This is a genomic window from Leifsonia sp. McL0607 (genome assembly GCF_049993355.1).
Taxonomy (GTDB): domain Bacteria; phylum Actinomycetota; class Actinomycetes; order Actinomycetales; family Microbacteriaceae; genus Leifsonia.
Window position 1 is genome coordinate 1010433 of the sequence record NZ_CP188253.1, and the last position, 22012, is coordinate 1032444.

General features: G+C 68.9%; 17 protein-coding genes. 11 read left to right on the forward strand and 6 right to left on the reverse strand.

The features are described from left to right. Nucleotides 1-33: 33 nt before the first annotated feature. The 3 genes from ACPPVW_RS04930 (at nucleotide 34) to ACPPVW_RS04940 (ending at nucleotide 3983) form a co-directional block, all read left to right on the forward strand. On the forward strand, nucleotides 34-1065 hold the full coding sequence (locus ACPPVW_RS04930; RefSeq protein ID WP_426625410.1) for a LacI family DNA-binding transcriptional regulator: 1032 nt from the start codon (nucleotides 34-36) through the stop codon (nucleotides 1063-1065). 16 nt (nucleotides 1066-1081) lie between these two features. Next, nucleotides 1082-2968: a glycoside hydrolase family 2 protein gene (locus ACPPVW_RS04935; protein ID WP_426625411.1), complete on the forward strand. Its 1887-nt coding sequence runs from the start codon at nucleotides 1082-1084 to the stop codon at nucleotides 2966-2968. Between the two features lie 496 nt (nucleotides 2969-3464). Then, nucleotides 3465-3983 (forward strand): DUF2127 domain-containing protein, encoded by a 519-nt coding sequence (locus ACPPVW_RS04940; RefSeq protein WP_426625412.1) that lies wholly within the window; start codon nucleotides 3465-3467, stop codon nucleotides 3981-3983. A gap of 112 nt (nucleotides 3984-4095) precedes the next feature. On the opposite strand, the gene ACPPVW_RS04945 is transcribed toward ACPPVW_RS04940, so the two are convergent. The 3 genes from ACPPVW_RS04945 to ACPPVW_RS04955 all read right to left on the reverse strand — a co-directional run bounded on the left by ACPPVW_RS04945 (nucleotide 4096) and on the right by ACPPVW_RS04955 (nucleotide 6382). Then, nucleotides 4096-5340, reverse strand: coding sequence for a protein kinase domain-containing protein (locus ACPPVW_RS04945; protein WP_426625413.1), 1245 nt, complete (start codon nucleotides 5338-5340; stop codon nucleotides 4096-4098). Then, the gene (locus tag ACPPVW_RS04950; protein WP_426625414.1) at nucleotides 5337-5771 is read right to left on the reverse strand and encodes a hypothetical protein; all 435 of its coding nucleotides are present in this window, start codon (nucleotides 5769-5771) and stop codon (nucleotides 5337-5339) included. The genes ACPPVW_RS04945 and ACPPVW_RS04950 overlap by 4 nt, the downstream gene beginning before the upstream one ends. A 425-nt stretch (nucleotides 5772-6196) precedes the next feature. Further along, the gene (locus ACPPVW_RS04955) at nucleotides 6197-6382 is read right to left on the reverse strand and encodes a hypothetical protein (protein ID WP_426625415.1); all 186 of its coding nucleotides are present in this window, start codon (nucleotides 6380-6382) and stop codon (nucleotides 6197-6199) included. A gap of 203 nt (nucleotides 6383-6585) precedes the next feature. Between ACPPVW_RS04955 and ACPPVW_RS04960 the strand changes: the two genes are divergently transcribed. The 5 genes from ACPPVW_RS04960 to ACPPVW_RS04980 all read left to right on the forward strand — a co-directional run bounded on the left by ACPPVW_RS04960 (nucleotide 6586) and on the right by ACPPVW_RS04980 (nucleotide 11106). Continuing rightward, the gene (locus ACPPVW_RS04960) at nucleotides 6586-7257 is read left to right on the forward strand and encodes a hypothetical protein (protein WP_426625416.1); all 672 of its coding nucleotides are present in this window, start codon (nucleotides 6586-6588) and stop codon (nucleotides 7255-7257) included. Nucleotides 7258-7307: 50 nt separating this feature from the next. After that, a complete protein-coding gene (locus ACPPVW_RS04965; protein ID WP_426626358.1) occupies nucleotides 7308-7616 on the forward strand; it encodes a hypothetical protein in 309 nt (102 codons plus the stop codon). A 359-nt stretch (nucleotides 7617-7975) separates the two neighbouring features. Then, entirely contained in the window at nucleotides 7976-9535 is a 1560-nt protein-coding gene (locus ACPPVW_RS04970) for a glycosyltransferase family 39 protein (RefSeq protein WP_426625417.1), read from the forward strand. A gap of 79 nt (nucleotides 9536-9614) precedes the next feature. Continuing rightward, nucleotides 9615-10745, forward strand: coding sequence for a hypothetical protein (locus ACPPVW_RS04975; protein WP_426625418.1), 1131 nt, complete (start codon nucleotides 9615-9617; stop codon nucleotides 10743-10745). A gap of 202 nt (nucleotides 10746-10947) precedes the next feature. Beyond that, a complete protein-coding gene (locus ACPPVW_RS04980) occupies nucleotides 10948-11106 on the forward strand; it encodes a hypothetical protein (protein ID WP_426625419.1) in 159 nt (52 codons plus the stop codon). Between the two features lie 14 nt (nucleotides 11107-11120). Here the strand turns inward: ACPPVW_RS04980 and ACPPVW_RS04985 are convergent, their stop codons facing one another. From ACPPVW_RS04985 to ACPPVW_RS04995, 3 genes are all read right to left on the reverse strand, one after another. Beyond that, nucleotides 11121-12563 (reverse strand): hypothetical protein, encoded by a 1443-nt coding sequence (locus ACPPVW_RS04985; RefSeq protein WP_426625420.1) that lies wholly within the window; start codon nucleotides 12561-12563, stop codon nucleotides 11121-11123. A gap of 137 nt (nucleotides 12564-12700) precedes the next feature. Then, on the reverse strand, nucleotides 12701-13414 hold the full coding sequence (locus ACPPVW_RS04990) for an SOS response-associated peptidase (protein ID WP_426625421.1): 714 nt from the start codon (nucleotides 13412-13414) through the stop codon (nucleotides 12701-12703). A gap of 452 nt (nucleotides 13415-13866) precedes the next feature. Further along, nucleotides 13867-14028, reverse strand: coding sequence for a hypothetical protein (locus tag ACPPVW_RS04995; protein WP_426625422.1), 162 nt, complete (start codon nucleotides 14026-14028; stop codon nucleotides 13867-13869). A 443-nt stretch (nucleotides 14029-14471) separates the two neighbouring features. Here ACPPVW_RS04995 and ACPPVW_RS05000 point away from each other — a divergent pair, with 443 nt between their 5' ends. From ACPPVW_RS05000 to ACPPVW_RS05010, 3 genes are all read left to right on the forward strand, one after another. Continuing rightward, nucleotides 14472-15998 carry a sugar transferase gene (locus tag ACPPVW_RS05000; protein WP_426625423.1) on the forward strand — a complete coding sequence of 509 codons (1527 nt, stop codon included), beginning with the start codon at nucleotides 14472-14474 and terminating at the stop codon, nucleotides 15996-15998. Between the two features lie 66 nt (nucleotides 15999-16064). Then, on the forward strand, nucleotides 16065-20765 hold the full coding sequence (locus ACPPVW_RS05005) for a PKD domain-containing protein (protein WP_426625424.1): 4701 nt from the start codon (nucleotides 16065-16067) through the stop codon (nucleotides 20763-20765). After that, nucleotides 20762-22000, forward strand: a complete 1239-nt coding sequence (locus ACPPVW_RS05010) for a glycosyltransferase (protein WP_426625425.1) — start codon at nucleotides 20762-20764, stop codon at nucleotides 21998-22000. Before ACPPVW_RS05005 ends, ACPPVW_RS05010 begins: the two co-directional genes overlap by 4 nt. The last annotated feature ends 12 nt before the right edge of the window (nucleotides 22001-22012 follow it).

Consider the following 22012-nt stretch of genomic DNA (forward strand, 5'->3'; position numbering starts at 1 on the left):
GGTACACTCACCGGAGACGAGGAGTTGGGGATCATGGCCGTTCGACTGCAGGACGTTGCGGAGTACGCCGGCGTCTCGATGAAGACCGTCTCCAACGTCGTCCGCGACTACCCGCACGTCAGCGCCAAGATGCGTGAGCGGGTGCAGAAGGCCATCGACGAACTCGGCTATCGCCCCAACATCATGGGTCGCCGGCTCGCGACGGGCCGCACGGGACTGCTCGCCCTGGCGTTCGCCGACGTCCGGATCCCCTATTTCGCCGAACTCGCGCGCGTCATCGCCGACGCCGCAGAGGAGCGCGGCTACCGGGTGCTGCTGGAGCAGACCGATGGGACGATCGAAGGTGAGCGCGCCGTCGTCTCCGCCAGCGAGTCCGGGCTCGTCGACGGAATGATCTTCCAGCCCAGCGTCATGAACTCGACCGAGCTGGCGCAGAGCCGCGCGGACATCCCGCTCGTGGTGCTCGGCGAGAACGCGGCGCCGCTCACGGTCGACCAACTCATGGTGGACAACGTCGCGGCCGCTCGCACCGCGACAGCGCATGTGCTCGCGTACGGCCGCACCCGCGTCGCCTTCGTCGGCCACGAAGCGCGCGGCCTCACGCGCACCTCCACGCTGCGCATCGCGGGCTACCAGGCTGCGCTCGAGGAGGCGGGAATCACCCCGGATCCGGAACTGCTCATTTCGACGACGGCGATCAGCGCCGCGAGCTCGGTGGCCGCCGTCGGCGCTGCCCTCGATGCGGGCCTGCGCTTGGACGCACTGGTCTGCCGCGACGATCTCGCGGCGATCGGAGCGCTGCGCGCGCTGCGCGAGCGCGGCGTGCGGATCCCGGAGGACGTGGTGGTCACCGGATGGGACAACATTCCCATGACCGAGGTCACCTTTCCCTCGCTGACGTCGATCGCACCGGACCTGCGGCATCTCGCCGGGCGGGCGCTGGACATGCTCCTGGAGAGGGTCGGCGGGCACGACGGCATGGGGCGCCATGAGCTCGTGCCGTACACGCTGGTGACGAGGGAGAGCGCTCCCGCGGCTTCTGGCTTTACAGCGCTGAATGGTTGAGCCATGCTTGGGTATCATGCGTGACTCGATATCCTCCGGCATGCGCACCGAAGCGCCCTCCGCCGCACCCGCCGCACCCGCCGCACCCGCCGCACCCGCCGCACCCGCCGCCCGCGCCAGCGAGCAGGACGGTCGGCACCCCCGCCCGCAGCTGATCCGCGACGCCTGGCGCGACCTCGGCGGTACGTGGACGTTCGAGTTCGACGACGACGACCGCGGACGGGCCGAGCACTGGGAGCGGCGCGGCGGGCTCAGCGGCGCCATCCAGGTGCCGTATCCGGCTGAGTCCCCGGCGTCCGGCGTCGGCGACACCGGCTTCCACCCGGTCGTCTGGTACGCGCGCACTCTGACGCGCGATGAGCTGCCGGAGGGCGAGCGCATCCTCGTGCACTTCGGAGCCGTGGACTACCGCAGCGAGGTGTGGGTCGACGGCCGGCTGGCCGGGCGGCACGAGGGCGGCCAGACGCCATTCACGTTCGACATCACCGACCTTATCGAAGGCGACGAGGCCACGATCACCGTTCGCGCCGAGGACGACCCTTTCGATGTGTCGCAGCCGCGCGGAAAGCAGGACTGGCGGGAGCGCCCGCACTCCATCTGGTACCACCGCACCACAGGCATCTGGCAGCCGGTGTGGCTGGAGGGCGTCCCGGCCCACCATGTCACGCAGCTGCACTGGAGCGCCGACGTCCATCGAGGCATCGTGACGGCCGACCTGCGGTTCGCGCGCCGCCTGCCCGAGGGGTCACGCGTCCGGCTGGCTCTGGAGCACGGCGAGGAGTCCCTGGCCGTACTGGAGGCCGCCGTCTCCGGGACCCGGGCCGAACTGATCGTGCCATTCGCCCGCCAGCAGAACGGGCAGGCCTACGAAGAGCTGCTCTGGTCGCCCGCGCGCCCTACCCTCATCGACGCGACGATCACGGTCACCGTCGGGGACGCGGCTACGAGCGCAGAGACGGAGGACGTCGTCCAGTCGTACCTGGGGTTGCGGTCGATCGCGGTCGAGGTCGGCCAGTACCTGCTCAACGACCGTCCCGTCTATCTGCGGTCGGTGCTCAATCAAGGCTATTGGCCGCAGTCGCACTCCGCCGCCCCGGATGCCGACGGCCTGCGGCGAGAGGCGGAGCTCATCCTCTCGCTCGGCTTCAACGCCACCCGGCTGCACCAGAAGTACGAGGACCCGCGGTTCTTGTACTGGGCCGACCGGCTCGGCCTCCTCGTGTGGGCGGAGGCGCCTGCCGCGTACGCATTCGACGCCGACGCGGTCGAGCGCACGATCTCGGAGTGGATCGCCATCCTGGACCGCGACCGCTCGCACCCGTCGATAGTGACGTGGGTGCCTCTCAACGAGAGCTGGGGTGTGCAGCACCTCGCCCATGACCCGCGGATGGTGGCCTACGCGAAGGCGCTGGTGCACACGACCAAGACGCTCGACCCGACCCGCCCGGTCGTCTCCAACGACGGCTGGGAGCACGTGGAGTCCGACATCCTGAGCATCCACGACTACGACGCCGACGCCGACGCGATCCGCGAACGCTACCGCTCCCGCGACGAGATCCTCGCGTCGTCGCACACCTTCCCCGGGCGCCGCCTCGTGGTAGACGACGCCCAGCGACTCGACGTGCCGATCATGCTCACGGAGTTCGGCGGCGTCTCGTACGTCGAGCACCAGACGGAGGACGCCTGGGGCTACTCGACCGCTACGACGCCCGACCAGTTCGCCGACCGGCTCGACGCCCTGTTCGACGCCGTCCGAGCTGGGGGCGGTCTCGCCGGCTTCTGCTACACGCAGCTCGCCGACACCGGGCAAGAGACCAACGGTCTCGTGTTCGAGGACCGCCGCCCCAAGATCCCGGCCGAACGCATCCGCCAGGCCGTGACGGGAGTGGCGCCGACGGCCTGAGCATCACCAGGAAGGCCCACACCTCGTTGCTCACCGTCCGACGAGACGATGGAGTCTCGTGCGCCTGATGACACTCGGAACCAGGACACTCGCCGCCGAAAGGCGGCATCATCGCCCAGTCGGTTGCGGAGTCGAATCTGAAAGAGTGTCCGGCGTGGGAAGGCTTTGCGGCCGAGTGCGATCCAGGCCGAGGCGGAGCCGGGCGCGGATCGCGAGACAGCTCGGGCTGTCAAGCAGCGGGCGACGCGGTTGGTTCTGGAACATTCGGATGCGCATCCGAATTCGGCGGCGACGTGTGAGTGGTGTCTCCCCGCAACCTGGACCGAAACGACCTCGCTTAACTCGCCCGCGTCATCCGACCGAGCTGAATTCCGGAACGGACACGATGACTCTCACGTAGGCGCCATCCGCCGACGAGCGCCCCCGACAGCGGATTCGGGGGTTATCGTCGTCATCGTGCGGGTTCCCTGCGCCTGCGAGCAGCCGAGGAGGTGGGATGAAGGACCGCGTGCTCGACCTCGTCTTCCTCGTCGGCGTGCTGTTCAAGGGCCTCGACGGCCTGGCCGAACTGGTCACCGGCGTGCTGCTGCTGTTCGTCACCCCGGCGAAACTGCACCAGGCGGCAGGAGCCGCGACGGCCGGCGAGCGGGCGGAGGACCCGCACGATCTCATCGCCAACCTCATCGTCCACGGCGTCGCCCACCTCCAACACGGCAGCATCGTGTTCGCCGCCCTCTACCTGCTGGTGCACGGTGTCGTGAAGCTCGCGATCGTGATCGCACTGCTGATCGGGTCGCGCGGCATCTACCCGTGGGCGATGGGGGCACTCGGGGCGTTCCTGATCTTCCAGGTCTACGAGCTGGTGACCAATCCGTCCATCGCGGTCGCGATCCTGACCGTCTTCGATGCCATCATCATCTGGCTGACCTGGCGCGAATGGCGCCGCGGGCGCGAGCTGCGGACGACGTGGCGAGGTACGGTCGCCTGGGTGTTCCGGAGGCGGGTGGCCACCTGACGGCCGCATCCGTCGCCACGCCGTGGGACTTCACGAGCCGACGGTCGGCAAAACGAAAAAATCGAACAAACAAGACGGCAGAGGAGGCGAAGTACCGGCTACCGGGCTTGCGTCACGGTCCCGTAGTCCTGGAGACCTGGTGCTCCAGCTCCTTCAGGTGGGTGCCGAGAGTACCGCCGACGGCGGGGTAGCGGCTGACCGGGTCGGGGACGGAAGGTGGGGAGGCGGTGAGCGCTCCGACCGTCAGGATCACGGCGACCGCGGCCGCAACAGCGTCGAGGGCCAGGACGATCGCGAGAGCGGAGCGGCGACGAGGCGACGCCGGCCTCCCGGACCGCGGGAGCCTCGCCGCGTCCCGCTCCGGCTCCGCGAATGAAGGCGGCTCCGGCCGCCCCTCGTCCGAGGCCGGGAGCACCAGCGTCGGCCCCAGCGCGCTCACCACGTCCTTGGCGGCGATCGGCGCCGTCGTCACGTGTTCCGACTCCGGAACCGCCACTGTCGGCGCTTCCTCGGCGAGGAGGGTGCTCAAGCGTGTCGCGGCCTCGGCGGCGGGCGGACGCAGCGCGGGATCGCGGGAGGTCATCGCGCGCAGCAACTCGCTCCACGCGCCGCCGAGCGACTCCGGGATCCGAGGGTCGCGGGAGAGCCGGGCCATGGCGGACTCCACGGCGGTACCGGGGAACTCCCGACGACCCGTCAGGCCCTCCAGCAGGACGAGCCCGAGCGAGTAGACATCCGTCGCCCCCGTGAGGGGCCGTCCGCCGGCCTGCTCCGGGCTCAGGTAGCTCGCCGTTCCGATGACTGTGCCGGTCGCCGTGACCTTGGCGTCGTCGATCAGGCGCGCGATGCCGAGGTCGGTCAGTTTCGCGATCACACCGGAAGCCGTCGACTCTGGCAGGAGGATGTTCGCCGGGGAAACGTCCCGGTGCACGACCCCCGCGCCGTGGAGGTACGCGAGGGCACGCGCGATGTCGGCACCGATCGCGGCGACCGTCGGGGCGGCGAGCGCCCCCGATCGCAGGCGCTTTCGGACGTCGGTGCCCTTCACGTACTCCAGCACCAGCACACCGCGACCCTCCGCGTCAGAGATCGCATCGAACAGCGTCACCAGCGACGCATGCGATCTGGTCGCGAGAATGCGCACCTCGTCCTGCTGTCGGCGGAGATCCGCCGCGGACGCGTACTCCGGTCGGAAGATCTTCAGCGCTACCTGCCGGCCGAGCGCCTCGTCGGTCGCGCTGTAGACGTCGGCAAGGCCTCCCCGGCCGATGCGCTCGAGGATGCGGTAACGGTCGGCGATCAGCGTCCCGGCCGCGGAGGTCAGCTGCCGCGGGGTCTCATCGGTCGTCGACATCATCCGTCGCCGCCTTCCCCGTCGCCTTTGCCCTTGCCCTTGCCCTTGCCGGGGCCTTTGTCCGTCTGATCCTGTTGCTGCTGCAGCTGCTGGATCTGCTGCTGCAGCTGAGCTCTCTCCGCCTGAGCCTGCAGCTGCGTCAGGTCGGCGCGCACGGCGGTGATGGAGGTGTGGATCGCGGCGTGCCGGGCGCTGCTGATCTGCCCCTTCGCCAGGGCGGCGTCGTTCAGCTTCGCCAGCGCGGCGAGCTTGATCTGCGCGCCGGCGAGATCGTTCGCCTGGGCCGCGGTCGCCACCTCCAGGACGCCGTGCTGGAGGGTGCTCGCGGTCTGGGTCGAGTAGTCCGCTCCCGCGGCGCAGCCGCTGAGCCCGAGCGCGAGCGCGGCTGCAGCTGCGGCGGCGACACGGCGAACGCGTCCTCCTGCTGGCTCCATACTCTCCACCTCCTCACGGCGTCAAGCACGGTAGCCGCGGATCGGGTCGCTGTCGAGCCGAGCGCCTCGGCACACCGGGGATCCTCAGCGAACCAGCTCCTCGGTCGAGGCCCGCGAGCCCTCCCGAGCCGGGTCGACCCGCCGGAACCCAGCGGCAGGAGAAACGCAATCCGATCAGCATCGCGACGCCGAGCACGGCCTGCGCGACGGTCAGCGGAACTGTTCCACCTGACAGCCGTCCAGCGGAAGCGCCCAGCCGCCCCCGCCCAGGAGGTGCGCGACGGGCAGGGTAACGAGAGGTGGACCCCTGGAAGAGCCGTCCGCACGGAGGTAGCGTGGAGGTCCCTGTAGCTACGGGTATGGGGAATAAGGGGCCAGAGCCCGACCGAGCGATCGGCCGGGCTCTGGTGTCCCGGCGCTGTGGGCTACTCGTCGCGCGCGTCCGGCCGATCGAGCTCGTCCAGCTGGTCGATGCCCTGCGGCTCCTCTACCTCCACCTCGACGCCGCCCTCGGGCTCGTCGCGGAATGCTCCGGTGCCTTCGTCGAGCGTGCCCTCGCCGTCGGGGTAGCCGACTTCGTCGGGGTATTCCATGCCCCCGGTGTTCGACATGTCCATAGGTCTCCCTCCGTCTGCTCCGATCCTGCAACACGGTCGGCCGGCACACTAGAGGGACGACGATGGGAGAACGACATGGGAGGGTGAGGGCCGACCGGCCGGACGGGTGAACTGCGGGTGGTTCTGCCGCTTTTCAGTATCCAAATCGGCGTCCGGGGAGGGACACTCTCTGACAACCACACCTCCCGGAGCCCGACATGCGCACCAGCACTCTCGTCCCGGTCGTCGCCGGTCTCGTCGCAGTCGCGGCCATCGCCATCGCCGCCGGTCCGACGTACAGCGCGCTCACCGCCGGCGCCGACCTCATCGTCAGCGCCGGAGACAGCACTGCCGCGGGATCCTCCGGCCCGATCGATCTCGTCACCATCGACGGTCACGAGGTGGCCACGCGGACGAACGACTCCGCCGCGTTCGTTCCGCTCGCGGCAGACGACCGCTACGCTCCTGGGCACACCTTCCACCTCGAGGTCGGTGTCGCAGACAACGATCCCGACGTCGCCGCGGCGATAACGGTGGCGGTGGTCGGCATGGACTCCGCAGGCACAGGAGTCGTCGGCACGTCGCCGAATCTCACTCCCCTCCTGCGGGTCACCGTGGTCGACACGACGACCGGGCATGTGCTGGTCGGCCACAGCGCCACCGATGCGAGCCGCGGAGCGCCGGTCGCCGACGCCTCCGCGACGATCGCGCACGTCACCCAGCGAGACGCGGACCCGCTCAACGACGGCGACCGGTGGACGGACGGCGCGGCGGGCAGCCGCCACGAGCTGGAGATCATGGTGTATTGCCCGGACTCTCCCGCCGCTCTCGGGCTGACCGGCGGCCGCTCCGATCTCGCACTGATGCTCTACGGGATCGGTCAGCCCTGACCTTTGGCCGCCCCATTGACGAGCCTCCCGCGAGGGCGTTCGGTGGTCGCATGGTAGCTCTGATAATCATCCTGCTCGTGGTCTGGCTCGTCCTCGCGATCCTCGGCTTCGCCGTGAAGGGCCTGTTGTGGCTGGCGATCCTGGGGATCGCGTTCTTCGTCATCACGGCGATCGTGGGCTGGCTGCGCCGGGGCGCGCCTCCCGCAGCTGACTTCCGTCGGCAGGTTCAACGAGTTGGCAGGACACGCCGCGCGGCCGAAGGGGCGGCGTGTCCTGCTAACTCGTTGGCGCGCTCGGGTACCACCTCGGCCCAGCCCCGTAAATCCCCTGCCCGGGGTCTGCGCGCGCACGTAAGGTGATGGCATCACGTCGGACGCGGCGTCGTGTGGATCACGGACACGGCGTCTTCCCGAGGTGTGTGGGGGGATCCCGGGCGGCAGGCTTCAGGTCTGCCTCCCGGGGTCCGGGCTGACGACGATCCGCCGAATTCCGCCTCGCCGGCGGGCGAATCATCCCGAGATTGAGTGCTTCCGCAGTGCTTCCCAGGGACTCCCCGGAGTCGTCTGGTTGGCTGAACCCTGGTTCACGTACGCGTGCGAGAACGAGGGGGACGCGATATTTTGGGGGCGACGCGATTGTTGGCAGGACGCGATATCTAGTGGCAACTGGCACGCTGACCGCATCTGATCGCCGGACCGGCACCGAGCCGCTCCGGGCGATGAGGCCGTGGACGATCGCGGTCGCGTTCGGGCTCGTCGCGACGATCGTGTGCGCCTCAGGCAGCTGGGTCCCGTCGCTCTGGGGCGACGAGGCCGCCACGGTGATGTCCGCGCGACGTCCCGTCGCCACACTTCTGCCGATGCTCTTCCACGTTGACGCCGTGCACGGCCTCTACTACCTCGGCATGCACGGCTGGATCCGGCTGGCGGGCGACAGTCCGTTCGCTCTGCGGTTGCCGAGCGCCGTCGCGATCGGCTTCGCGGTCGCGGCCGTCACTCTGCTCGCCGGGCGGCGTGGAGGCCCGAAGGCCGCCGTCGCGACGGGCATCGTCGCGTGCGTCCTCCCGCGGATGACCTACGCCGGCGAGGAGGCACGATCGTTCGCCTTCACCGCAGCGGCCTCCGGGTGGCTGACTGTGCTGCTGCTCTGGCTCATCGACGGAGGCGGCCGCTCGGCTCCCGCCTCTGCGCGACGCACCTGCTGGGCCGTCTACGCCACCGGGCTGGCGCTCACCTCGTACCTCTTTCTCTACACGGCGTCGATCGCCGTGGCGCACCTCGCCATCCTCCTGATCTCGCGGGCATCACGTCCTACCCTGCGCGCGTGGGCCGTGGCGACCGGCTGCGCGCTCCTCGCACTGGCGCCGCTCATTCTCCTGGCCTACTTGGAGCGCAGCCAGATCGGCTATCTGGGCAACCAGCCGATCGACCCGCCCACCTTGCTGTGGTCGTTGTGGTTCACAAACGGCTGGGTCGCCCTCGCGGCCTGGGCGTGCATCGCGCTCGCGATCGGCTCCGCCGCGTACGCGCGCTGGGGCAGAGCCGGGCGGGAGGCGGACAGGTCGTGGCTTCTGCCGATCGAGTCGGTACCCGAGCCGTCGCCGCAGACGCCGCGGCCAGTGTCTGGGGCACTGGTCGGCGCGTGCTGGCTGATCCTGCCGACCGGCACGTTGCTGGTGGTCAACCTCGCCTTCCCGATGTACACGGCGCGGTACTCCACGTTCGCCGCCCCCGCCGCCGCGCTGCTCATCGCCGAGGGACTGCTCGTGCTGGGTCGCATCCTCTCACGTCGAGCCGGCGTGCCCGCCGTCGCGGTGACCGGGGCAGGGCTGCTCGCCTTCGTCGCCGTGTGCACGCCCGTCTACCTGTCGCAGCGCGGCCCCTACTCCAAGAACAACTCCGACTGGGCGGAGGTCAGCGCGGCGATGGGCGCGGCCGCGCGGCCCGGAGACGCGGTGGTCTTCGACGAGTCCACCAGGCCGTCCAGGCGGCCGCGGCTCGCCATGCACACGTACCCGGCGGGCTTCGCCGCGGTCAGCGACCCCACTCTGCGGACGCCGTACGATCGCAACATCGGCTGGGCCGATCGGGTGTACTCGGTTCCGAAGGCCGCGGAGCTCGGGCGCTTCGACGGTGTCCAGCGGGTCTGGTTGGTCGAGAACGACGTCGACTCCAGCCTCCACCACTACGGGCTCGCCGAGTTGGAGGCTCTGGGCTTCGAGGCGACCGGGCGCAGCATCCCGACCCATCGCACGATGCTCATCGAGCTGACTCGCTGAAGGCTCGCTCCGGCGACGCAGCGGCCCCTCGGCGTAGTGCCCTCTCGGCAGTGGGGACGGTCGAGAATATGCTCTGACCATGAACACGGCGATCTCGCAGGAGGCTGTCGGCGAGCGCAGGGCCGCGGACCGGTTCTCGCGCCGCCTGCGGGCTGCGTCCGTCGAGTCGCTCGCGCTGGGCATGGGCGCGCTCGCGTTCGTCGCTGTCGGGGCTGTGGCGTTTTTCGTCTTCGCCGGTCATGACCTCTCGATCGCCGGCGCCGGGTCGGTCGGCCAATTCGCCGCGATCGCCTGCTGCGTCGTCGCCCTCGTGTCCTACGGCGGCGGACGCGTGACGACCTGGAGCATCCCGTGGTTCAGCCGCCCCAAGGAGCAGCGCTCACGGGTGGGGGCAGCGGTGGAGGTGTTCGACTCGCTGGCGATGTCGGTCGCGCACGCCGTCGTCGTCCTGCTGCTCTGGACCGTGCTGAGCGACGTGCTCGCGCGCAGCTTCCAGGACGCGCAGGTGTTCGCCCTTCCGGCGACTTTGCTCGTCGGCACGGCGGCGGCGGTCTCGGCCTACTACGTGTTCCTGGCCGCCGCCGACATGAACCCGTTGCTGTTGTCGACGGTGCTCGCGACCTTCCTGGTCGTCGGGGCGCTGACGAGCATGTTCACGGCCTCCAACCCGCACTGGTGGAAGCAGAACCTGAGCGTGCTCGGCATCACCGACGACTGGTCGGCCGCGACGTTCAACATCACCGTGATCGTGGGAGGCGTGCTCGTGACGGCCATCGCCCGGTACGCCACCGACAGTGGCAGCCTCGAGCGGCGCCCGACCCGCGGCGAGCTGCAGGTACGGATCTCGCTCATCATCGTCGGCGCGATGCTCGCGTGCGTCGGGCTCTTCCCGGTGAACCGCTTCTTCCTGCTGCACAACACGGCGGCGACCGGGATGGCCGTGGTGTTCTGCCTGCTGGCCATCGGGATCCGCTGGATGATGCCGCACCTGCCGCCCGCGTTCTACGTGCTCGGCTGGGTGTTCATCGGCGTGATCGTACTGGTCGCCCTGTTCTTCGCCGTCGGCTACTACAACCTGACCGCCGTCGAGCTGGTCGCCGCGGTGCTCATCTTCAGCTGGATCATCGTGTTCCTGCGGATCACCGTCGCCGCAGGGACCGACCGAGCGCGCGGCGACAAACGCACGCCCGGTCGGCTCACGGACAGCTGAACCGTCGCTCAATACGGAATGCTGACGACCACACGGTAGTTCGGCATAGTCGCGAACGTGTACTTGAACATCGGCTTCTCGGCCGCGGTCTCCGCCCGGGCGTTGAAGGTCGGCACCGTGCTCTCGAGCTCTTCGGCCCACGACGAAACGAGCGCCGCACCTCCCGCGAACCTTCTATGTGTTCGGCTGGATCTTCATCGGCGTGATCGTACTGGTGGCACTGTTCTTCGCCGTCGGGTACTACAACCTGACCGCTGTCGAGCTGATCGCGGCCGTGCTCATCTTCAGCTGGATCATCGTGTTCCTGCCGATCACCGAAGCGGCGCGGGCGGACGGTGACGCGCCGACCACCGAACGGTGACCGGCGCGTCCGATTCACGTGAGCGTGAACGGATAGCTTTGTCGAGTCGTCCAGCCAGCACCCGCCGCCCCGAGTCGTCGCATCGTCAGGTTGATCGGGCCTCCGTTCGTGTTTCGGAAAGCGAAGCTCCACGTCCTCGCCGGTACAATTCTATTGAGATTGGCCGCGTACCCATCACCCGCCTGAGGCGTGCCCCAGATGAGTTGGATCGGGAGAAATGAAGCCTGTTTGGGCCCCGTGAGCCAGTATCCCGGAGCAAGGTTACCCGTGTCGCCATTGGTGTCGCTTCTCCAGACATCGGTGCCAGCCGAAACCGGGCGCGGCGGAACTTGACGATACGGAGGGAATTCCACCCCATCGACCGTCCAGTCGGTTGTTTCGGTAATCTGAGGCGCAGCGAACCCGACCGTCTGAACCGGGCCGATCACAATGAACTGCCGACTGGCCGACAACGAACCGGCTACTGCATCGAGTGTCTTTGTCGCCGCCGGGCTGCCCGCTGGTGAGATCAGAGTCACGGAGACTTTCCCCGAGCTGTCCGTGGTCCCCGTGACGGTCTGGACGCCACCTGGGAAGGAAGTGCCCGCGGGCGCGGTGAAAGTAACCGCCCCGCCACCGACTCCCCCACCGCCCCGAACGAGTGTCGCGGTAAACACGGCCGAACCGTCGAGCATCGGCAGCCCCCGCCCGGTGTTCATCGGTGCAGAGGGCATAGAGAGCGTGAGGGTTTCAGCAGTTACTGCGACGGCGCGGACGACGAACGTCGCAACGCTGAAGCCCGAGGCGCTGACGGAGATGGTCGCTTGGCCGCTCGAGGCGACGGCGGTCACCGGAATGCTGAACGTTCCGTCGGCGGCGACGGGGACGGTCGCGGGAACCGTGGCTACTCCCGGCGTGCCGGAGGTCACGGTCACCGTCGAGGGCAAGGTGCCGCCGGGCGGAGGCTTCAGGATGCCTGTGGCCACCCGCTGCTCGCCGTTCGGGATCGCGTCGGGCGTAGTGGTCATCGCGATCGTGCCCCGGACGACGGCTGGAACGACGGTGCACGTGTATTCGGCGGGCGCGTACTCGGGAGCACTCACCGTCACCGTGGAGGGCGTGTTCGCTCCGGGGTTGGCGGCGGTGAGTTGGAAGGAGAACAAGCCCCCCGACAAGGTGAGGGTCTCCGGACCGGTCACCGCGCCGGTGTAGGCGAGGGAGAGCTGCGAGGGGAGCGTACCGCCTGTGGCCGGCACAACCGTGCCGAGGATCAGGAGGGAACTTCCGCCGTTGATCGTCGCCGTCTTCGTGATGAAGGTGATCACTCCCAGCCCTACGGAGCTCGCCGCCGCCGGCGAGGCCGAGGTGGCGGCGATCGCCGGAGCGGCCCAGGCGGCAGCTCCGATGAGCGTGCGGCGCTGGAGGCCTGCTTTGTTCTCTTGCGGACGCTTCGCGTCCGGCTCGGTGGTTCGATTCACGGAGGAGGTGCCTTTCTGCGATTCGGGGTGGGGTCGGGTTCCTCAGCGCAGCGACGTATAGGGCGCGCAAATGCGTGGTCTCTGGAACTCCAGTAGTGTATATTACATGCAATAGGTTTGCCAAGTAGACGACCGACTCAGCCCTCACCGATCGGCCTGATCAACTCCGGCCCGTCACCGACGACCGGTCCGACCCTGTCGAACACCAGAGCGTCGGCCACCGGCAGCGCGGCGCGCACAGCCTCGTCGACGAGCGCCTGGTCGCCCACCACCGTCGGGTCGATCCAGTGGTCCCAGAGCTCGCGCGGAAGCGGCACCGGGTTGCGATCGTGGATGTCCGACAGGGTCTGCACGGCGTCCGACGTGAGGACCGTCGCCGTGAGGTGCCAGCGCTCCGGATCGTCACGCGCGAGCGCCGGGTCGGCCCACCAGGCGTACAGACCGGCGAAGCCCAGCAGTTCGCCGTCGGCGGAGTGGATGAAGAACGGCGTCTTCTTCTTGGTCTCGGGGTCGGTCTGCCACTCGTAGTAGCCGCGAGCCGGGATGATCGCGCGTCGGGAGGCCACGGAGGCCTTGAACATCGGCTTCTCTGCCGCGGTCTCCGCCCGGGCGTTGAAGGTCGGCACCTTCGTCTTAAGCTCTTTGGCCCACGACGGGACGAGCGACCAGCGCGCGAGCTCGAGACGGCGCACGCTCGGCTCCTCCCCCCTCTTGCTCTCGAGGAATACCGGGATGGGGTCGGTCGGTGCGATGTTCCAACTCGGCCGCCAGTCGCGGAAGTCGCCGCCCTCGGCGACGAACTCCTGGATCATGTCGTCGGTCTCTTTGTCCAACGCGAAGCGTCCGCACATGCCGCCAGCCTAGGCCCGACCTCCGACTCCGCACCCTCACGTCGCACGGCGACTCGAGGGCGACTGTTCGCGAGTCGGAGGCCCTGTACGGGGTCTCCGAAGACTCATAAGATACATCAGCGAACAGTCACTGGCCTGTTCAATTCCACATGTGTGAGCTTAATTTTTGCGCATTGATTGCGAGCGTTGTTCTCGCGAGTGGGGCGGGGCGTGGAACGGTCGCGAACCTTCCAGGCGGGCCAGGGACCAGTGCCGATGGGCACAGGCGGCCGCCCACCAGCTCGGCACGCAGGCCGACCTGCTCGTAGTCGATCAGGCCGGTCACGGACTCGCATTCCTCGACCAGGACGCCGCTCCGCGATCACCGCCTACTTCGACAGCGCCAACCCTGTTGACAACGCGCCGCCCGCCACGACACCGGGGACCCCTCCGGGCGCATCCGGTCCGGAGGCTCAGGCCGGCGACACCGTCGGTGCCGGTGACGCGAATGCGTCCACCGAGCAGTCGACAGCGACAGCGACCCACGAGCGGGGGCTTGCGAGCACCGGCAGTGACAGTTCGACCGTGGCGATCGCTGCGGCGCTGTTCTTGGCGCCGGGAACGGGCATCCTCATCGTGGCGAGACGAACGGCATTGCGTTCCCGCGCGACCGATTAGCCCACCGTTCGTCACCCACAGCCGGCAGTCACGGCCGTCGGTGACGAGCCGCACCCCCCAAATGCGGGGAGGGCCAACCTGAAAAAACGATGTATTCTCACCTTTGTGAATTGGTGAGGAACAATCACTTTATAGCGGGAGAACGACCCGAAGCCCGCTCGGAGCGACCCACCGGAGCACACCGAACCCGAAAACGCACAACCAGAACCCAGGGACGACCCGTGAACCCGACACGATCGCACCGAGCGCCTCACGCACTCGACCCCATCCGGGGTGCGCGGCGCCTGCCGGACACCGGTCGTCCCTCGCGGAACGGAGTCGGCGGCGGTGAATCCGTTCGAGACCACGGTTTCCCCCAAGCCGCCGTCGGCTCTTCCACGCACCGGACGGAGGCCGCACGATGACGGTCCTCCGCCCGCGCCTGGCGACACTGGCCCACAACGGCCACAGCCACGTCCGCCCGCTCAGCTCCGAGCGCAGCTGGGCGCGGCACTACCGCTTCCGCCTGATCGCGACCGACACGCTCATCATCCTGGTGAGCACCATCGGCGCGATCTTCGTGCGTTTCGGCTTCGAGGGCACCGCCACAACCGCAGGCTACGGCCTGCGCATCGACTACCTGACCGTATCGCTCGTGATCGCCGTGACGTGGATGTTCATGCTCGCGGCGTACCACACGCGCGACCCCCGGGTCGTCGGCGTCGGCGTCGGCGAGTACCGGAGGGTGGTCGCCGCGACGGCCATCACCTTCGGCCTCCTCGCCATCTTCTTCCTCGTCGGCAAGGTCGACATCGCCCGTGGCTACTTCGTGCTCGCCCTCCCGCTCGGGATGGGCGGCGTGCTGTTCTCGCGCTGGCTGTGGCGGCATTGGCTGATCACGCAGCGATCCTTCGACCACTATCTCTCACGGGCCCTCGTCGTCGGACGATACGACGACGTGGACACGGTCGTGCGCCAGATCCACCAGAAGTCGGGAGCGGCCTACAACGTCGTGGGCGCCGCTCTCGACACGGGAAAGCGGAAAGGCGCCAAGAAGGATGCGGAGCTGAGCCGCCGCATCGCCTCCCCTGAGCGGGAGGTGCCCGTCGTCTCCGACCTGTCGGGGGTCGCGGAGGCGGCCGCCCGGCTCGGCGCCGACACTGTGATCGTCGCCGGCCGGGCGCTCAGCGGGGGCGAGTTCGTCCGTCGCCTGGCGTGGAAGCTCGAGGGCACGGCGACCGAACTCGTGCTCGCTTCCCCGCTCACCGACATCGCCGGCCCGCGCATCCACTTCCGCCCGGTCGAGGGCCTCCCGCTCATCCACGTGGAGATCCCGCAGTTCGAGGGCGGCAAGCACGTGCTCAAGCGCGCGTTCGACTTCTTCGGGTCGGGCTTCGCGCTCCTCTTGCTCGCACCGGTCTTCCTGGCCGTGGCCATCGCCATCAAGCTCGACGACGGCGGCCCGGTCATCTTCTCGCAGGAGCGCGTCGGCCGCGGCGGCGAGCGGTTCCGGATGCTGAAGTTCCGTTCCATGTGCGTCGACGCGGAGGCGCAGCTCGCCGAGCTCCAGGACAAGAATCAGGGCAACGGCCTCCTCTTCAAGATCCACGACGACCCGCGGGTTACCCGCGTCGGCCGCGTGCTGCGCAAGTACTCCCTCGACGAGCTCCCGCAGATTCTCAACGTCTTCCTCGGCGAGATGAGTCTCGTCGGGCCCCGGCCGCCCCTCCCCGCGGAGGTCGACGGCTATGAGAACCACGTGCACAGGCGCCTTTACATCAAGCCGGGGCTCACCGGGATGTGGCAGGTCAACGGACGCTCGGACCTCTCCTGGCAGGAGAGCGTCCGCCTGGATCTCTACTACGTGGAGAACTGGTCGCTCACCGGCGACCTCGTCATCATCTGGCGCACCGCCAAGGTGCTGACACATCCCGTGGGGGCGTACTAGTCGCGCCCCCGGTACCCGCACCGCAATCCCGAGCACCTTCCCGACCGAACAGACACCGAGGTTGTCATGAGTACTGAAAAAGCCCCACGCGCTCGCTCGCTGGGCATTGCGACCGCCGTCCTCACGGCCGTCGGCCTCATCTTCGGAGGACTGGCAATCGCCCAGCCCGCCGCGGCCGACAGCGCACCACCCGATCCGACGAATCCCGCGACTCCGCCGACCGTCACCGCCGACGTTCTGCCCACCCCGCAGATCAACGGAGTCGTGTGGTCGCAGGTGGTCGTCGGCAACACCGTCTACGTCGCAGGCAAGTTCACGTCTGCACGGCCGGCCGGCTCGCCCGCGGGGACCAATGAGACGCCCCGCAACAACCTTCTCGCCTACAACATCACGACAGGCGCCCTGCTGCCGTTCGCGCCGAACCTGAACGCACAGGCGCTCTCGATCACGGCGTCCCCCGACGGGGCCCGCATCTACGTGGCAGGCGACTTCACCTCGATCGACGGCAAGGGCTACTACCGCCTTGCCTCGTTCTCCACCGCGACGAACACGATCGTCAGCGCTTTCAAGCCGATTCTGTCGACGACCGCGCGCGCGGTGACCGCCTCCAACACGGCGGTGTACACCGGCGGCGACTTCACCACCGTCAACGGCGTGGCGCGGGCCTACCTCGCCGCGGTGAGCGCCACGGACGGCTCGACGCTCAACTGGCAGGCGGACGCGGATGACTCGGTCTATGCGACCGCGCTGACCAAGGACGGCTCCAAGGTGATCGCCGGCGGCCGGTTCCAGAACGTCGGAGGCGTCGCCAACTACGGCCTCGTCGCCGTCGACGCCAGTACCGCGGCCATCCTGCCCTTTGCGGCGAACCAGACCGTGCGCGACGCGGGATCGCAGGCGAGCATCTACTCGCTGGCGACGACCAACGACCGCGTCTACGGCTCCGGTTACGTGTTCGGCTCGGGAGGCAACCTGGAGGGCAGCTTCTCCGCCGACCCGAACACGGGAGCGATCAACTGGATCGAGGACTGCCACGGTGACACGTACTCCGTGTACCCGCAGGCCGACAACGCGCTGTACATCGCAGGGCACATCCATTACTGCGGCAACATCGGCGGCTTCCCGCAGACCAGCCCGACGTGGACGTTCCACCACTCGCTCGCCTTCAGCAAGGCGGCGACCGGGACGATCACGAACGACCCGTACGGCTACTACAACTGGGCGGGCAACCCCTCCCCGTCGCTGCTGGACTGGTTCCCCGACTGGACGACCGGTACCTTCACCGGTCAGGGCCAGGCCACCTGGAACGTCTCCGGCAACGACAAGTACGTCGTCTACGGCGGCGAGTTCCCGTCGGTGGACGGCGTCGCGACACAGGGCCTCGCCCGCTTCGCGCTGACGGCCTCCGCACCGAACAAGGTCGCCCCGCAGGGAATCCCGCTCACCCCGACGGCGGCGTCGTTCAATGCCGGCCAGGTGCGCGTCGGCTTCGCGGCCACCTACGACAGGGACAACGGCTACCTGACCTACAAGGTCTACCGGGACAACGGGACCACTCCCGTGTACCAGACCACCGTGCACTCGAACTTCTACACGCGACCGATGATCGGATTCGTGGATTCCGGGCTCACACCGGGAAGCCATCCGATCTACCACGTGAAGGTGTACGACCCGGTGGGGAACATGACCTCACGTGACACGAACGCGGTGACCGTGGCGGCCACCAGCAGCGGAGGCGCTTACGCCGACTCGGTGACGCAGGCGGGCGCAGCCTCGTACTGGCCGTTCGACGAGTCCAGCGGCACCACCGCCCTCGACCACGTCGGGTTCACCGACCTGACCGAGACCGCCATCACGCAGGGTGCCACCGGGCCTATCAACGGAGTGACCGCGTCGACCTTCAACGGGTCGAGCAGCTTCGCCGTGACCTCGACGCCCATCCCCGGGCCGAACGCCTTCACGGTGTCGGCGTGGTTCCGGACCACGACGACCTCCGGCGGAAAGATCCTCGGCTTCGGAGACTCCAACACCGGAACGTCCTCCAGCTACGACCGGCACATCTACATGGACAACGCCGGCCGGATCTTCTTCGGGGTCTACCCGGGCGGAGTTGCCACACTGAACACTGGACCGGGCTACAACGACGGCCAGTGGCACCAAGTGACCGCGTCACTCGGCGCCAACGGCATGCGCCTCTACCTCGACGGCAAGCCCGCCGGAGCGCGCACCGACGTGACCGCCGGCCAGTCGTACAACGGCTACTGGAGGATCGGCGGAGACAACCTGGGCGGGTGGACCAACCAGCCGTCGAGCAACTTCTTCGCCGGCGACATCGGCCAGGTGTCGATGTACCCGACGGTGCTCGACAAGACGACGGTGACCAACCAGTACATCGCCTCCGGTCGCCCGTCGCCGCTCAACCAGGCCCCGACCGACGCCTACGGCCAGGCGGTCTACAACGACTCGCCCGACATCTACTGGCGGCTCGAGGAGACCTCCGGAACGACGGCGAACGGCTCCGACCCGTACGGCACGAGAGGGACCGCCTCCGGCACCAACACGACCAAGAACCAGCAGGGCGTGCTTCCGGGGACGACCGACAAGGCGTGGCTGTTCAACACCAACAACTCCGGCTCGACCGGCGGCATCGTGGTGAGCAGCGCACCGGTCACCAACCCGACCGTGTACACGGAGGAGATCTGGTTCAAGACGAGCACCACGAAGGGCGGCAAGCTCATGGGGTTCGGCGACGCCCAGACCGGACTGTCGAGCAACTACGACCGTCACGTCTACATGCAGGACGACGGGCGCATCGTGTTCGGCACCTGGACCGGGCAGGCGAACACCGTCACCTCCCCGAACCCGCTGAACAACAACCAGTGGCATCAAGCAGTCGCGACCCAGGGTCCGGACGGCATGAAGCTGTATGTCGACGGCCAGCTGGTCGGCACGAACCCGCAGACGCAAGCGCAGTCGTACAGCGGCTACTGGCGGATCGGCGGAGACAACACCTGGGGCTCCACCGGACCCTACTTCAAGGGGACGCTGGACGAGGCGGCGGTCTACTCGTCGGTGCTCTCGGCCCAAGACGTGATCAACCACTACAGCCTGGCGACGAGCGGCACGCTTCCGAACCAGACGCCGGTGGCCTCGTTCACGCAGTCCACGTCGGGCCTCACCGTGAACGTCGATGGATCGGCCTCGACCGACCCCGACGGCACGATCGCCTCGTACGCCTGGGACTTCGGTGACGGATCGCTCGCGACCGGCCCGACAGCCAGCCACACCTACCTGCAGGGCGGCAGCTACAACGTCACCCTCACGGTGACCGACAACCAGGGAGGGACCAACACGACCAGCCAGGGCGTGAGCGTCGTCGCACCGCCGCCGAACCAGCCGCCGGTGGCCTCGTTCACCTCGAGCTCGACGTACCTCGCGGCCGCGTTCGACGGAACCACGTCATCCGATCCCGACGGGACGGTCGCCTCGTGGGCCTGGGGCTTCGGCGACGGATCCACCGGAACGGGCTCCACGGTCAGCCACACGTACGCGACTGCCGGCACCTACCAGGTGACGCTGACGGTGACGGACGACAAGGGCGCCCAGACAAGCGTGACCAACCCGATCACGGTCGTGGCGAACCAGCCCCCTGTGGCCGCGTTCACCTCCTCGGTCACCAACCTGGCCGCGTCGTTCGACGGCTCGACCTCGTCCGACCCAGACGGCACTGTCGCCTCCTACGCTTGGGACTTCGGTGACGGAGCGACCGGCACGGGAGCCACGGCGAGCCACACGTACGCCACGGCGGGAGCCTTCACCGTGACCCTCACCGTGATAGACAACGCCGGTGGGACCAACCAGATCCAGCACCCGGTCACGACGACCCTGCCGCCGAACCAGTCGCCGGTCGCCTCGTTCACCGCCTCGGCGGCGGGCCTCGCGGTCGCGGTCAACGGCAGCGCGTCGAGCGACCCGGACGGCACAGTCGCCTCCTACGCCTGGGACTTCGGTGACGGAGGAACGGCGACCGGAGCGACGGCGAACCACACCTACGCAACGTCCGGAACCTACACGGTGACCCTCACCGTGACGGACAACCAGGGTGCGACCGCGACGACGACCAAGTTGGTCACCGTCACGAGCGCCCTCGCGCAGGACGCGTTCGAACGGAGCACCGTAAACGGTTGGGGCAACGCCGACACCGGCGGGGCGTGGACACTCTCGGGCGGCACGACCAGCTTCAGCACCGCAGGCGGGTTCGGCCAGCAGTCGATAACGGCGGGCGCGACCAAGACAGCGACCCTGCCGTCGGTCACGTCCACCCGCAGTGACCTGACGGTCACGCTCTCCGCCGATTCGGCGGCGACCGGAGGCGGCATCTACTACTCGGGCATCGGGCGAATGGTCGGCAGCGCCGACTACGAGGCCCGGGTGTGGGTGAAAGCCGGAGGCGCGGTGCAGCTCCAGCTGCTCCAGGGCTCGACAGTCCTCACGGCGGCGAACATCACCGGCCTGACCGTCGTCAATCCGACCGACCAGCTGAAGCTGCGGGTCCAGGTGTTCGGCACCTCGCCGACCACCATCCGGGCCAAGGTCTGGTCGGCCACCGGCGCCGAGCCGACCGCCTGGGCACTGAGCACGACCGACTCGACAGCGGCCCTCCAGGTCGCCGGCACCGTCGGCCTCCGCTCGTACCTCTCGGGCAGCGCGACCACCACCCCGGTGGTCACGCGCTGGGACAACTTCGCGGTGGTCCCGGTACCGTGACCCGGTCGCCTCGCGCGGCCATCCTCGTGGCGCACCCCGGTTCGGAGCTGTACGGCTCCGACCGGGTGCTCCTCGAGTCGGTCAGCGGACTCGTCTCCGACGGCTGGGACGTGCTCGTCGCCGTCCCGGCCGACGGCCCGCTGATCGCGGAACTGCGACGACGCGGGGCGCGGGTGGAGCTCTGCCCGACCCCGGTCGTCCGCAAGAGCGTCCTCCGCGCGCGGGGGTTCGTGCGCTTCGCGGCCACGACCCTCCACGGCCTGCGGCGCGGAAGCGCTGTGCTCCGCCGCGAGCGGCCGGCTGCGGTGTTCGTGAACACCGTCACCATCCCGCTCTGGATCGGGCTGGCGCGGCTCGCCCGCATCCCCGTCGTCGTGCACGTGCACGAGGGTGAGGGCTCGGCCTCCCCTGTGGTCAAGAAGGTGCTCTCGGCGCCGCTCCTCCTCGCGCAGACGGTGGTCGCCAACAGCGCGTTCAGCGTGGAGGTGCTCCGCAGCGCCTACCCGTCGCTCGGCCGCCGCACGACGGTCGTCTACAACGCCGTCCCTGGTCCGGAGCACCGACGCCCGGCGCGGGCCGCGATCGACGGGGACCTGCGGGTCACCTACATCGGGCGCCTCTCGCCGCGCAAGGGCGTGGACGTCGCGATCGACGCGATCGCCGAGCTCGAACGTCGTGGGGTGCCCGCGCGGCTCGACCTCGTCGGCGCCGTCTTCCCCGGCTACGAGTGGTATGAGCACGATCTGCGGCGCCAGGTCGACGAGAAGCGGCTGCAGTCGCGGGTCGCGTTCCTCGGCTTCCAGCCGTCGGTGTGGGAGTACCTGAGCGCCGGCGACGTCGTGCTGGTGCCGTCGATCGCCGACGAGCCGTTCGGCAACACGGCGGTGGAGGGCATCCTGAGCGGCCGGCCGGTGATCGCCAGCGCGACCAGCGGGCTGCTGGAGGCCACCGACGGCTACCGGACGGCCGTCACCGTGCCCCCGGGCGACGCGGAGTCGATCGCGGACGCGCTGCAGCAGGCTGTCGAGCACTGGGCGGACACCTCTGCCCTGCTGGACGGCGACGTGCAAGCAGCCGAGGAGCGGCACAGCCCGGAGTCGTACCAGAAGCGCATCGCAGAGCTGGTGCGCGCGACGACCGGGACCGCGAGCGAGGCGAGCGCGAACGAATCGGGCGCGCCTAAACTGAGCCGACGCATGCTGAGCCGCCTGAGGCTGAGCCCGCGCGGACGCTGACCGGGAGGGGTG

Excerpts from the sequence above, each read along its gene's own strand:
- ACPPVW_RS04965 (WP_426626358.1), top strand. The coding sequence starts at position 7,308 with ATGGTAGCTCTGATAATCATCCTGCTCGTGGTCTGGCTCGTCCTCGCG.
- ACPPVW_RS04970 (WP_426625417.1), top strand. The coding sequence starts at position 7,976 with ATGAGGCCGTGGACGATCGCGGTCGCGTTCGGGCTCGTCGCGACGATC.
- ACPPVW_RS04955 (WP_426625415.1), bottom strand. The coding sequence starts at position 6,382 with ATGTCGAACACCGGGGGCATGGAATACCCCGACGAAGTCGGCTACCCC.
- ACPPVW_RS04930 (WP_426625410.1), top strand. The coding sequence starts at position 34 with ATGGCCGTTCGACTGCAGGACGTTGCGGAGTACGCCGGCGTCTCGATG.
- ACPPVW_RS04960 (WP_426625416.1), top strand. The coding sequence starts at position 6,586 with ATGCGCACCAGCACTCTCGTCCCGGTCGTCGCCGGTCTCGTCGCAGTC.
- ACPPVW_RS04945 (WP_426625413.1), bottom strand. The coding sequence starts at position 5,340 with ATGATGTCGACGACCGATGAGACCCCGCGGCAGCTGACCTCCGCGGCC.
- ACPPVW_RS05005 (WP_426625424.1), top strand. The coding sequence starts at position 16,065 with ATGAGTACTGAAAAAGCCCCACGCGCTCGCTCGCTGGGCATTGCGACC.
- ACPPVW_RS04975 (WP_426625418.1), top strand. The coding sequence starts at position 9,615 with ATGAACACGGCGATCTCGCAGGAGGCTGTCGGCGAGCGCAGGGCCGCG.
- ACPPVW_RS04940 (WP_426625412.1), top strand. The coding sequence starts at position 3,465 with ATGAAGGACCGCGTGCTCGACCTCGTCTTCCTCGTCGGCGTGCTGTTC.
- ACPPVW_RS04935 (WP_426625411.1), top strand. The coding sequence starts at position 1,082 with ATGCGTGACTCGATATCCTCCGGCATGCGCACCGAAGCGCCCTCCGCC.
- ACPPVW_RS04990 (WP_426625421.1), bottom strand. The coding sequence starts at position 13,414 with ATGTGCGGACGCTTCGCGTTGGACAAAGAGACCGACGACATGATCCAG.
- ACPPVW_RS04995 (WP_426625422.1), bottom strand. The coding sequence starts at position 14,028 with ATGAGGATGCCCGTTCCCGGCGCCAAGAACAGCGCCGCAGCGATCGCC.
- ACPPVW_RS04950 (WP_426625414.1), bottom strand. The coding sequence starts at position 5,771 with ATGGAGCCAGCAGGAGGACGCGTTCGCCGTGTCGCCGCCGCAGCTGCA.
- ACPPVW_RS05000 (WP_426625423.1), top strand. The coding sequence starts at position 14,472 with ATGACGGTCCTCCGCCCGCGCCTGGCGACACTGGCCCACAACGGCCAC.